We start from the raw sequence: 12880 nt of genomic DNA on the forward strand, positions 1-12880 counted from the left end.
AACTAGGCACTTAGCCTATAAATCTGATATGCTTTTTGTGCTTAAATTACTGATGGTAGTAAAGTCTTGTTGCACATTTTTACTAAAAGTTACTACATAAAATTAATGAGTGGGGTGATCAACTGTGATCAGCCCTACTAAACAACTAAAATAAAATTACATTCTCAATTTAGCGGACATATGCGTATGAATACCCTAGAAAAGGTTCAAAAAAGCCTCACCCATTTTAGTAAGTCAGAACGCAAGGTTGCAGAGGTGATCTTAGCATCACCACAAACAGCTATACATTCCAGCATCGCTACACTCGCTAAAATGGCAGATGTTAGTGAACCTACAGTGAACCGTTTCTGCCGTCGCTTAGATACTAAAGGCTTCCCTGATTTTAAGTTACATCTAGCACAAAGTCTTGCGAACGGTACACCTTATGTGAGCCGTCACGTTGAGGAGGATGATTCGACAGAGTCTTATACGACAAAAATATTCGAATCATCAATGGCTTCACTCGATACTGCCCGCCAAAGCTTAGATATTTCAGCCATCAATAAAGCGGTTGATATTCTCACTCAAGCTAAAACAATTTCCTTTTTTGGCTTAGGAGCCTCCGCTTCTGTCGCCCATGATGCACAAAATAAATTCTTCCGTTTCAACGTGCCTGTTATCTGTTTTGACGATGTTCTTATGCAACGTATGAGCTGCATCAACAGCAATGAAGGCGATGTTGTCGTGCTAATATCACATACTGGTCGTACTAAGTCATTGATTGAAATAGCACGTTTAGCAAGAGAAAACGGTGCGGCTGTTATTGGTATTACCGCGCGCAATTCACCCTTATCGATGGAATGTACCCTGCCTGTTACGATGGAAGTACCAGAAGATACCGACATGTATTTACCGATGGCCTCGCGTTTAGCCCAATTGGTGACTATAGATGTATTGGCTACGGGCTTTACCTTACGTCGAGGCCCACGGTTCCGCGATAATTTGAAACGTGTGAAGGAAGTGTTAAAAGAGTCGCGTATCAATAAAGATCCGATACTGTAATTCGCTTCCCTTTCTAAATATGGCTAGTGTTACCCGTTAACCTAGCCATTAATCGTACAAATATCAGCGATACCTCACAAATTTCATACATAACTTAAGATCAATTTGATTGTAACTTTACTACAAAATCTGCAATAGCATGGTAATATAGCCCCAAGATTTTTTTAACTTTAACGGAGTATCTTATGTTCCGCAGAACCAAAATCGTCACCACTCTAGGTCCCGCCACAGATCGTGATGATAACCTACGTCGCATTATTGCGGCAGGCGCAAACGTTGTACGTCTTAACTTTTCCCACGGTTCCCCAGAAGATCACTTAAAACGAGCAACTCAAGCGCGCGAAATCGCTAAAGAGTTAGGCGTTCATGTGGCTATTCTTGGTGACTTACAAGGCCCTAAAATCCGCGTTTCTACTTTCAAAGATAATAAAAAAGTACAACTCGTATTAGGACAAGCCTACGTGCTTGATGCAGAGCTTGCAAAAGGTGAAGGCGACGAGACGCAAGTCGGTATCGATTACAAGCAGTTACCTGACGATGTTAAAATCGGCGATATCTTGATGCTAGATGACGGCCGTGTTCAATTACGCGTTGAGCGTGTTGAAGGCCGTAAAGTACATACCACTGTCACTGTGGCGGGTCCTTTATCTAACAACAAAGGTATTAACAAGCAAGGCGGTGGGCTCTCTGCTGCTGCGCTGACCGAAAAAGACAAAGCAGATATTCTGACTGCTGCATTGATTCAAGTGGATTATTTAGCCGTGTCTTTCCCTCGCAGTGGTGCTGATTTAGATTACGCTCGTGATCTTGCCCGCCAAGCTGGTTGTAACGCCTTGATCGTTGCTAAAGTTGAACGTGCTGAAGCCGTTGCAACGGATGCCGCTATGGATGATGTCATCTTAGCCTCTGATGTTGTTATGGTTGCCCGTGGTGACTTAGGTGTTGAGATTGGTGATGCTGCGCTCGTAGCGGTACAAAAGAAACTTATCGCTCGCTCACGCCAATTGAATAAAGTCGTCATCACTGCAACGCAGATGATGGAATCGATGATTTCAAGTCCAATGCCAACCCGCGCCGAAGTAATGGACGTGGCAAACGCTGTACTTGATGGCACCGATGCGGTGATGTTATCTGCCGAAACAGCAGCCGGTGACTCCCCAGAAGAAACCGTAAAGGCCATGGCAAGTGTTTGTATTGGTGCTGAAGCTCACCCAAGTGTGATTGTATCTAAACATAGACTTGATGTGCGTTTCACTTCAGTTGAAGAAACCATTGCATTATCGACTATGTATGCGGCGAACCACCTTGAAGGCGTTAAGGCGATTATTGCACTGACGGAATCGGGCGCTACTGCACAATTAATGTCACGTATTAGTTCTTCACTGCCTATTCTCGGGTTATCACGTCATCCGACGACTCTGGCCAAAATGGCATTGTATCGCGGTGTATTACCTATCTATTTCGATTCAACTATCTACCCAGCCGATGAGCTAGCGAAAAAAGCGTTAGAAGCATTGACTGCAGCAGGTTATTTGAATAGTGGTGATATGGTACTGATGACCAAAGGCGACTCAATGGAAACAATTGGCGGCACTAACACCAGTAAAGTGTTGATCGTTGCTTAATTGCATAAGCCGCTTACCTTGTTTCTAACGACGAAAGCTCGTTAGAAACAAAAGCCAATAAAAAACCACCTTATAAAGGTGGTTTTTTTATGTCTACTTTTACGCTCTGCACTCTTATTCCAAAGAGAAGTCCAAACGGCTTAATCAAACCGCTTGGACTAGAGGGTAAATGTGATCACTATAGCGCTTCGAAATCATTCACATTTATGGCAGCTAAGCGCAATTTATCTGCATGCTGCAGTTTTTGCGCTTCATCAGCAGTAATCAGGCCTTTTTCTAATGCGGCTGCGAACAGCATAATATTAGGCACTTTTACTGGCAACTCACGAGCACGTTGCGCTTTTTTAAGTTTTTTGTAGATGTCTTTACAGGCATATTGAGCAATAAACGCTTGCTCTACTTCAGCAATTCCGCCCTTATCCCCTTCAAACTCAGGACACAGAAAGGTAATACGGTCACGAGCGGGCCCTGGTTTTAACATGCCACCGACTAAGTCAGTTGCCATTTTATCCGTCGGTGCATTGAAGTGATTACCTAACGGGAAGATTAAACCACGCAATAACCAAGCGACCGGACGGCTTGGGAAATTACGTATTGTATCTTCGAGCGCTTTAGCCGCTAAATGTAAACGGTTAGCCATGACATAACGTACCGCAGGTAAGTCATCCTGTTGACGACCATTATCCTCAAATAACTTTAAGGTCGCTGAGCCTAAATACAACTGACTCAGTACATCACCCATACGAGCAGAAATCATTTCTTTACGTTTTAAATCGCCGCCCATGATCAACATGGATAAATCCGTCATTACCGCTAATGCAGATGAGATGCGCGTCATATCTTTATAATACTGCTTCGTTTCGCCGCTCACTGGCGCACTACCAAAACGACTCCCTGTCAGCGCATTAAATAATGCACTAAAGGCATTGCGAGTCGCATAACCCATATGGCCCATTAATAGCGCATCAAAGCGCTCTAGTGCTTCATGTTGATTTTCCATTGCTGCTGCTTCCATTTCAGCAAGTACATAAGGATGACAACGCGTTGCGCCTTGGCCAAAAATCATCAAGGAGCGAGTTAAAATATTTGCCCCTTCTACAGTAATCGAAATCGGGTTTGACATATAAGGATGGCCTAAATAGTTTTTAGGTCCTAATTGAATACCCTTACCCGATTGAATATCCATGGCATCGTTCATCACTGAACGGCCCAATTCGGTCATATGATACTTAGCAATCGCGGTGACAACTGAAGGTTTAACCTTAAGATCAATGCCTGTGGTGGTTAACCGACGCGCGGCTTCTAATTGATAAGTGTTAGCAATAATGCGCGCCAGCGCTTCTTGCACCCCTTCAAATTGACCAATCGCCATACCAAACTGATGACGCACATAGCTATAAGCTGTGGTGGTTTTCATTGCCATGTGGCCAGAGGCCGTTGCCAATGCGGGAAGGGAAATACCGCGACCGGCGGATAGGCACTCAACCAGCATACGCCAGCCTTTACCAGCAAACTCAGGGCCGCCGATAATCCAATCCAGCGGAATAAACACATCTTTACCTTGAGTGGTACCGTTCATAAATGCCATACCCAATGGATTATGACGACGGCCAATAATAACGCCAGGATGATCCGTTGGGATCAACGCACAGGTAATGCCTAAGTTCTTTTTATCACCAAGCAAGCCTTCAGGATCGCGCATCTGGAAAGCCAATCCCAAAACTGTTGCCACAGGAGCCAGCGTAATGTAGCGCTTATCCCATGTGAGTTTGAGCCCGAGCATTTCTTCGCCGTTAAACATTTCACGACACACAATACCAATATCAGGAATTGCACCAGCATCACTGCCCGCTTCTGGGCCAGTTAATGCAAAACAAGGAATTTCATCGCCTTTAGCTAAAGCCGGTAACCAACGATCTTTTTGCTCATTCGTACCATAGTGGGTCAGCAACTCACCAGGACCTAATGAGTTTGGTACCATAACAGTGACCGCCGCACTGACACTACGACTGGCTAATTTACTGACAATTGTCGAGTTAGCGTATGCAGAGAAGGCTTTACCACCAAATTTTTTCGGGATAATCAGTGCGAAGAAACCTTCTTTTTTGAAGTACTCCCATAATTCTGGCGGTAAATCTTTACGGTTATGCACTATGTCGAAATCATCAATCATCGTCAGCGCTGTCATGACTTGATTATCGATAAAATCTTTCTCTTCAGCACTTAGCGTTGGTTTACCGTAACTGTGTAAGGTATTCCAGTTTGGATTTCCGCGAAATAACTCGCCCTCCCACCAGACATCACCAGCTTCCATCGCCTCACGCTCGGTATCAGATAACGGCGGCAAGACTTTTTTAAAAAAACTAAATACTGGGCGCGTAACCAACTGCATCCGGATATTTTTTACCGCCAACAATACGATAATGGCAACCAGGGCAATAATTATAATCGTTAACATAATCAATACCTTTTGTTAAGAATTTACCGGGACTGATATACCAGCCGCCATGTAGGGGATGACTTTACGAATGACTGCTTCAATATCATTATGTTCACCAAATTCAGCCGCAGCAATATCATTTAAAGCATCAGCAGATGCCATAGTGAATACAATCGTGCCTAGGGTAAAGTGTAAACGCCAAAACATTTCTGCGGGGGGAATATGTGGTGCACTGGCTGAAACAGCTTTAATAAAAGCATCGAGATGCTGGCCATAGTGGGTGGTAATAAACCAACGTAAATGCCCTTGGCTTTCAATATAACCACGGCCCAAAAGCTGCAGGAATATACTGGTACCTCCAGCACGTAATGCGTTTAAATCCAATAGTGGATCGACCAATGAAGAGAGGATTTCTTCCAGAGTCGCTTTTGTTGGGGCAGTATTTAGCTGGTTTACTTGGTTAGAAGCCGCTGGCATGAACACGTCTAAATAACGTGCTAATACAGCACGGATCAACTCTTTTTTAGAACCAAAGTGATAGTTGACCGATGCTAAATTCACTTCCGCCTTGCTGGTGATAAGTCGCAAGGACGTTTCAGAAAAACCCCGTTCAGCAAACAACTTTTCTGCTGCATCAAGTATTCTAGTTTTTGTATCAGATCGACTTGCCATTCCGTGACCTTGAAATAATTTAAACACTCGTTTAAATTAAACATTGCCACTACGGATGTCAAACTAAAATTAGGTAAACCCACCCTTTTCTAATTTGTATTCGGCCTGTGCGAACAAGTGCTATAAGAAACTCAATAAATCCTTGTTCAATAACTGTCCAATTTAGATAGGCCCCTTAATACTACTGCACTATCTTATTTTTTATATAGAACACACTTTGTAAACATTCAAAGCTTTAGTTCAGTGAAAAGCTCCACTATAGTGGCGCCATGATTGCCAGAATTAGAATAAACTGATGAAATTTTTGCTACTCGCTCTGATGTGCCTATTGTCGCAGCCAAGCTTCGCTAATCCAGCTAAGGTCTCTACAACTGCTTCAGTAGATACCTTGATTAATGCTAATTATCCCATGTTTATTCGGGCATTTAATCAATTATCATCTGAAGTCACCCGCGAAATTTACACTGATGAAGCAAGTTATCTTTCCGAAAGTCAGAATAAAGAAATTTATTATGGCCGAGATAGCATTGCAGCGATTTATCAAAAGTTTTTTGATAAAATCCTTAAAAAGAAAGCGAGCATTGACATAGATTTTCGTGTCACCAAGCGTAAAATATGGGGTAATGGGGCTATCGATACTGGCTATTACTTAGTGAGATTCTATCCTGCACAAGAAACGGGTGAACCTGTGAGTGAATTTGCAGGCAAATTTGCTATTGGTACTGAAAAAGTCTCGGCAACACAATGGAAAGTGACCTTAGATACCAGTAATCGAGCAGAATCTAGTTATTATCTGAATGCGAAACCTGTACCTAACTTATATTATGGTCGTCAGTTCCCTCCTTTACCCTCTGGTAAAAAACTACCCTAGAATTTAGAAAAAACACACTAAAACGAATTGTAATGTAATAAAATTAAATATTATCCGTAGCATATCAATATGAAAAAAACATCAAACACTTGCCCTTGTGGTAGCGATATCGACTATCAAAATTGCTGTGAGCCTCTACATATACATGTAGATAGTGGGCAAATCATTGCCAATACTCCGTTGCAACTGATGCGCTCGCGTTATAGCGCATTTGCCTTGAAAAATTTTGATTACATTTTAAAGACACATCACCCAAACTACTTAAATGGCCTGACGCTCGCGAGTCTCAATATCGGCCCGCACCCACATTGGCTTAGGCTAGAGGTACTCGAACATCATCAAAATGCAGCACACGGCACTCAAGCTGACAGTTCGTCAATCGCTCAGCAAACGCAGGACACGGTGACTTTTAAGGCTTGGTATAAGCTCAAAGGTGAAATAGATGCGATTTATGAACGCTCAGAATTTATCTACCAAGCTGGCCGTTGGTATTACAGCCAAGGTCAGCAGATGACGGCTAAATTACCGGGTAGAAATGATCCCTGTGTTTGCCATAGTGGCAAAAAATTTAAACAATGCTGTTTGAAATCACTCTTGTGATTGGATGTCAGATAATACCTGTTAGATGAGAAGTAACGACTGCACTAGCGACTAGCATCAGCCACATTATAAATAGTGTCTGCGTAGCTAATGTTTAGGCGTGGACTTAGCGTATAAGTGAAAGCAGTAGCAATAAGCAGCCTTTGTGGTATCTGCATTATCATGAGTAAGCGTTAAATAATGTTAAAATCTATCCTAATTTTCTATTAAAACAGATTTGTTCGCCAACAATAAAAACTGTGCAAATTCAGATTCCCGCAATGCAGGACTGTACAAATACCCCTGCGCTTGATGACAACAGTTTTTTGCTAAAAACGCTTCTTGTTCAACCGTTTCAACCCCTTCTGCCGTCAATGAAATATTTAATGCATTCGCCATCGCAATAATGGCTGAGACAATTTCGCGGCTTTCACGGCTAACGGTTAAATCTGAAATAAATGAACGATCTATTTTAAGTTTACTAATTGGAAACTGTTTTAAATAACGCATAGAACTATAGCCAGTGCCAAAATCGTCGATAGCTAACCCAACTCCTAGTTCTGCCAGTTCTTGGCATAACAGCGTTGCATGACGAACATCCCCCATTAACTCTGTTTCAGTAATTTCTAAAATCAATGTCTTAGGCTTTAATCGATAACGGATTAATAGTTGCCACACTTGTTCGAATAAATTACCACTAAAGAACTGACGAGCAGATACGTTAACATGCATGGTCATATCGGTATTATGATGTTGCCACAGATTTAATTGCCGACATGCCGCTTCTAACACCCAACTGCCGATAGCATTAATCATCCCCGATTGTTCAGCAATATTGATAAATGATGCGGGAAATAACACACCTTTTTGGGGGTGATGCCAACGGATCAGCGCTTCGGCGCCAATATAAGTATTTTGCTCTAAATCCCTTAAAGGTTGATAGTACAATTCAAACTGTCGGCCACGCAGTGCACCGTGCAAATCGCGTTCTATTTGTGCATCTTCTTTAAATGCACTCAACAAAGTACTATTAAACACTTGTATTGCTGTGCCTTTTTTCTTTTTAGCATACTGCACGGCAATATCTGCACAGGTTAGCGGTGAAAACATATTCACTACTGAAGCAATATTAACGACAGCGAGTGCAGGCTTAGGCTCTACTTGCTCTCGTCCAATCAAAATAGGCATAGATAAATGCTGATACAGACGATGACTAAAATAGTCTGTATCGTACACATCATTCGCATCGGTGAGCAGCACGGCAAATTCATCGCTACCCACACGGGCAATTTCGGTAGTTTTGGTAAACTCGGAAAACTGTCTCAAACGGCGTGCTATTTCAATCAATAAACTGTCGCCATTGCCATGACCATAGGTGTCGTTAAAACGTTTAAAACCCACCAGATCAACTAATAACAACACTCCTCGTGTTGTTCGCTCAAGCACTCGATTAAAATGTGTGCGGTTATGCAGACCGGTTAATCCACAGCGCCACGCGAGTCGTTCGAGTTCAGAGCGATAGTTGTGCTCGCTGGTATTTTCGACACTAGACACCAAAGCATAGTGATTACCCCGCTCAGTAATAAACTGGCTTAACACATATTGGATCCAATAATGACTGCCATCGTCACGGTGAAATTGCACTTCACCTTTGACTATTTCACCCTTAAAAATCTGTGCTAGCGTCTGTTCGGCTAATTTTCCATGCTGCTTGAAAAAGGATAACTCGCGAAGGTTAGCACCAATAATGTGTTCACGGGGAATACCCGTAATATCACCGTGAGCTTGATTAACATATTCAACTTTTTCAGTATGTAAATTAATTAACATACTGATTTGTTTTGATTGCTCCGCTGCACAGCGGAATAAACTCAAACTTTCTTCTTTCTCATAGCAGTGCTTTATGGCTAATGTCAGTGCTAATTGGTCGGCCATCTGACAAGCAAGATGAATTTCGCTGTCGTGCCAATGGGGCGTGACGTGCGATCGCTCTAAACAGAGCACACCCTCAAGATGACCGTTTATTCGAATGCCTACCTCAAGACTAGAGTGAATTTGCCTAGGAATAAAATAACCACTGGCCAATTCGCTTAAACGCGAGTCAGTAACAGTATTACCAGCATCAATATGACGATGGGTTTGCAGCTCATGCAAATAGCGAGGACAACTTTGTAGTCGTTTAGGTCGATGAATATCTTGCAACATCATAGAACCAAATTGCGCTTCAAGTGACTGAGTTTGTTGATCCGGTGAAAACATCCACACTGATGCCAAAGAAAGCGTTACATTTTGACATAACAATTCCGTGGTTAACTCTGCCGTCTTAGTAAAATCGCCTTGCTGCTTCGCAGTCGAATGTATTAAAGACTCCAATAAGTGCTGATGCTGACGTCGCTTCACGCTGGATCCCTACAAAACTTCGTGTTGGGCTAAAGATCTTTGCCGTGGCAAATTGATCTGAAATTTAAAAATGACTGTGAGAATGATTCTAATTTGGGGCAGATTACACCATCCATAATAAGTTCAGCAATATACGGTAGAATTTAATACTAAAAAATTTACAACTGCAGTATTTTTAAATAAATATCTGTATTTAGCCGTATTAAAAAATACTGCGTAACATACTAAAAATTAAATAATTTTATTACAAACCATTCTCTAATTGAAAAATCATTTTCTCAGCGCTAACGCTAAAAGTCAGTAGTAGATCTACGTCAGTTGTCTTAGTCACACATTCAGTTTGTACTTCTGCAAAACGTGCTTGGGCACGGGCAGCCATCTCATTAGCATCCGCTAGTGCGCTATCACCCGTGAAATTTAAGGTTAATAACGTATCATGCTCATCAATCACAGCACCGATATCAACAAAACTGCCACAATCGGTACAAGTATCATTCACTGCGGGATTCTGCGCTTCTATTATGCCTTTCATTTTTATTCCTTATCGATATAGCGACTCAATAACGACATAACTGAAATATGTTCGTTAATTTTTTAACTCAGTTGGGTGCTAATTATAGGCAATTTACTACTGTGATAGTTTGCTTTAGCTCACGCTTATTTACTGAAATTAAACAGAATAAAAAATAAGTCCTTAGGTTCGCGCCTAAGTTAACGTTATCGCGTTCAACTCAAACATTATGCAGAAGCCAGTAGAGGAGCCAAATTACGTTGTATCGCCAATTGATCAACAAAATGCATGATATCGACTTTAGGCGAAATCAATTGACCCCGTTGCCTTAGCTGGGTGACATGGTCGCAATTACTCAGTGCTTCTGCCATTGCCACAGACTCTCCGCCACGGATAACTAAAGCTTCTGGACGTAATGCTTGCTGTAATTGAAACGCCCGCGGGCCCTCTGCTATAAAAATACTGCTGTTATCAACCACAGGTTCGACAGAGGATAAATCCGCCATTAGGGCTTGCTGCGGTGGCAATTCAAATTGACGCTGTAATTTTTGCGCCATATTGAGATCGTTTTGCCATTGGAATTGTGCCATGTCCCGCGCATCAACCGACAATAACGACAATAACAGGGCGAATTCGCCCCGTCGGTCGTTTTCTATCGCCGCATTTAAGCGGGTGCCAATTTGGGCTTCGTTGACTAAAGGAACATCAATTTGCATAAAAAAACATCGTCAAAACAATTCGTTGTTAATTAATCGACCATTTGGCACATAACTTTAGGAAAATTTTACATTGGCTATTTACATATAAAAGGTTTCTGACTACTATGGCGCCGCAATTGAGGAGGGGTTCCCGAGCGGCCAAAGGGATCAGACTGTAAATCTGACGGCTCAGCCTTCGAAGGTTCGAATCCTTCTCCCTCCACCATTTGCGCTGTATGATGTTGTTATTTGAAGATGATGCAGAGTTTTACAAAGCGTTAAAGATATTCGTGGAGGGGTTCCCGAGCGGCCAAAGGGATCAGACTGTAAATCTGACGGCTCAGCCTTCGAAGGTTCGAATCCTTCTCCCTTCACCATTTTATCTCTAACGCAGATAATCATGTTAAATATTCTAAACTAGGCCGATGTTTAGAATAACGCTGATAAATTTACTGATATAAGCAGCTTCATCTAATGTTTGCTGTTTAGATAAGTCAGTTGTAAGCAGGTTAAAAGAAAGTTTGTGGAGGGGTTCCCGAGCGGCCAAAGGGATCAGACTGTAAATCTGACGGCTCAGCCTTCGAAGGTTCGAATCCTTCTCCCTCCACCATTTCTTTCGCTACATCTGCTAAGCACCGTGTATCATGCTGTATATCCTCGTGATAAATTGCCTATTTTGTTGTACATCTCGCTTATAATTTCATTTTTAATCTATCAGTGACACTTCTGCTGCCCCACCGCTTTGATGCTATTTATTGTTAACCACATTTAGCCCACAATTAAGTTTCATTCGTCTAAACCCAACATTAACCTCATTTTTTATTCACCTAAGCCTTCACTCATCCAATAAAGCCGCTTTGCCAGTGGCTGTGATATGCTCTAAATATGATTCCTTTCGATATAACAATAATGAACAACACGATGCAACCACCAATGGATCTAAGCAGGGCGCATGTTTTATGCTCCTCATGGGAAGCTCATGCAATAGGTAAAATTGAAGCTGATTTTCAGCGCAGCGCCGATACTCACCTTATCAAGCTTGAATTACCGATGCTCGATGGTATTGATATTTATCTCAAAGATGAAAGTACGCATCCTACTGGCAGTTTAAAACACCGTCTCGCCCGCTCTCTCTTTCTTTATGCCCTGTGCAACGGCTGGATTAAGCAAGGCACACCGATTATTGAATCCTCATCGGGTAGCACGGCAATCTCTGAAGCCTATTTTGCCCGTTTACTCGGATTGCCCTTTATTGCGGTAATGCCAAAAAGTACCGCTAAAAAGAAGATAGAACAGATAACTTTTTATGGTGGCCAGTGTCACTTTGTCGACAGTTCAAGTGAAATTTACGCCGAATCAGCGCGGCTTGCCGCAGAGCTAGGCGGTCATTATATGGATCAATTCACCTACGCCGAGCGTGCAACCGACTGGCGCGGTAATAACAACATAGCCAATTCCATTTTTAATCAAATGGAGCGTGAGCCTCACACTATCCCACGTTGGATTGTGATGAGCCCTGGCACGGGCGGCACATCGGCGACCATAGGTCGTTATATTCGCTATCAACGCTTGGCGACGCAGCTGTGCGTGGTCGATCCACAAAACTCAGTATTCTTTGATTTTTATCATCACGGTGATGCCAGTTTGACGTGTTGTAATGGTAGTAAAATTGAGGGTATTGGCAGGCCAAGGGTCGAGCCATCGTTTATTCCAGGAGTGGTCGATACTATGCTGCAAATTCCCGACGCAGCGTCAGTAGCAACCATCCACTGGTTAGCACAGCTGATTGGCCGCAAAACAGGTGCATCGACTGGAACCAACCTCTATGGTGCCTTACAACTTGCCGTGCAAATGCAAGCGTGTGGAGAGCAAGGCTCAATCGTGACCTTGATTTGTGACTCGGGTGAGCGTTACCTTGATACCTACTACGATACCGATTGGATTGCAGCTAATATCGGTGATATTGCGCCTTACGAGCGTCAACTCGCAGCATTTAATCATTTAGGCCAGTTAAGTGAGCTTGGTTAAATGTGTACGATTTGC

At 42.6% G+C, this 12880-nt stretch carries 10 protein-coding genes and 3 tRNA genes; 8 read left to right on the forward strand and 5 right to left on the reverse strand.

Going from position 1 to position 12880, the window contains the following annotated elements:
- Positions 1-186: 186 nt before the first annotated feature.
- Together BW947_RS13740 and pyk are read left to right on the forward strand one after the other, a co-directional pair.
- Positions 187-1041 carry a MurR/RpiR family transcriptional regulator gene (locus BW947_RS13740; RefSeq protein ID WP_006081563.1) on the forward strand — a complete coding sequence of 285 codons (855 nt, stop codon included), beginning with the start codon at positions 187-189 and terminating at the stop codon, positions 1039-1041.
- A gap of 185 nt (positions 1042-1226) precedes the next feature.
- Complete coding sequence (gene pyk / locus BW947_RS13745; protein ID WP_076500477.1) at positions 1227-2666, forward strand: pyruvate kinase; 1440 nt, start codon at positions 1227-1229, stop codon at positions 2664-2666.
- A 178-nt stretch (positions 2667-2844) separates the two neighbouring features.
- Here pyk and BW947_RS13750 read toward each other — a convergent pair whose 3' ends face one another.
- On the reverse strand, positions 2845-5124 hold the full coding sequence (locus BW947_RS13750) for an acyl-CoA dehydrogenase (RefSeq protein WP_076500479.1): 2280 nt from the start codon (positions 5122-5124) through the stop codon (positions 2845-2847).
- Positions 5125-5139: 15 nt separating this feature from the next.
- Positions 5140-5778: a TetR family transcriptional repressor PsrA gene (gene psrA / locus BW947_RS13755; protein WP_076500481.1), complete on the reverse strand. Its 639-nt coding sequence runs from the start codon at positions 5776-5778 to the stop codon at positions 5140-5142.
- A 295-nt stretch (positions 5779-6073) separates the two neighbouring features.
- Between psrA and BW947_RS13760 the strand changes: the two genes are divergently transcribed.
- On the forward strand, positions 6074-6649 hold the full coding sequence (locus tag BW947_RS13760) for a DUF4440 domain-containing protein (RefSeq protein ID WP_076500483.1): 576 nt from the start codon (positions 6074-6076) through the stop codon (positions 6647-6649).
- 69 nt (positions 6650-6718) lie between these two features.
- On the forward strand, positions 6719-7249 hold the full coding sequence (locus tag BW947_RS13765) for a YchJ family protein (protein ID WP_076500485.1): 531 nt from the start codon (positions 6719-6721) through the stop codon (positions 7247-7249).
- Positions 7250-7444: 195 nt separating this feature from the next.
- Here the strand turns inward: BW947_RS13765 and BW947_RS13770 are convergent, their stop codons facing one another.
- The 3 genes from BW947_RS13770 to BW947_RS13780 form a co-directional block, all read right to left on the reverse strand.
- Positions 7445-9628: a sensor domain-containing phosphodiesterase gene (locus BW947_RS13770; protein ID WP_076500487.1), complete on the reverse strand. Its 2184-nt coding sequence runs from the start codon at positions 9626-9628 to the stop codon at positions 7445-7447.
- A 244-nt stretch (positions 9629-9872) separates the two neighbouring features.
- Complete coding sequence (locus BW947_RS13775) at positions 9873-10160, reverse strand: DUF406 family protein (protein ID WP_076500489.1); 288 nt, start codon at positions 10158-10160, stop codon at positions 9873-9875.
- A gap of 206 nt (positions 10161-10366) precedes the next feature.
- On the reverse strand, positions 10367-10855 hold the full coding sequence (locus BW947_RS13780) for a VC2046/SO_2500 family protein (protein ID WP_076500492.1): 489 nt from the start codon (positions 10853-10855) through the stop codon (positions 10367-10369).
- A gap of 123 nt (positions 10856-10978) precedes the next feature.
- Here BW947_RS13780 and BW947_RS13785 point away from each other — a divergent pair.
- The 4 genes from BW947_RS13785 to BW947_RS13800 all read left to right on the forward strand — a co-directional run bounded on the left by BW947_RS13785 (position 10979) and on the right by BW947_RS13800 (position 12865).
- A tRNA-Tyr gene (locus tag BW947_RS13785) sits at positions 10979-11063 on the forward strand.
- A gap of 66 nt (positions 11064-11129) precedes the next feature.
- Positions 11130-11214 (forward strand) — tRNA-Tyr (locus tag BW947_RS13790).
- Between the two features lie 148 nt (positions 11215-11362).
- Positions 11363-11447: transfer RNA gene (locus BW947_RS13795), tRNA-Tyr, on the forward strand.
- Positions 11448-11722: 275 nt separating this feature from the next.
- Positions 11723-12865 (forward strand): PLP-dependent cysteine synthase family protein, encoded by a 1143-nt coding sequence (locus tag BW947_RS13800; protein ID WP_076500494.1) that lies wholly within the window; start codon positions 11723-11725, stop codon positions 12863-12865.
- The last annotated feature ends 15 nt before the right edge of the window (positions 12866-12880 follow it).

The sequence above is a fragment of the Shewanella morhuae genome (genome assembly GCF_900156405.1).
In the GTDB taxonomy this organism is placed as follows: Bacteria; Pseudomonadota; Gammaproteobacteria; order Enterobacterales; family Shewanellaceae; genus Shewanella; species Shewanella morhuae.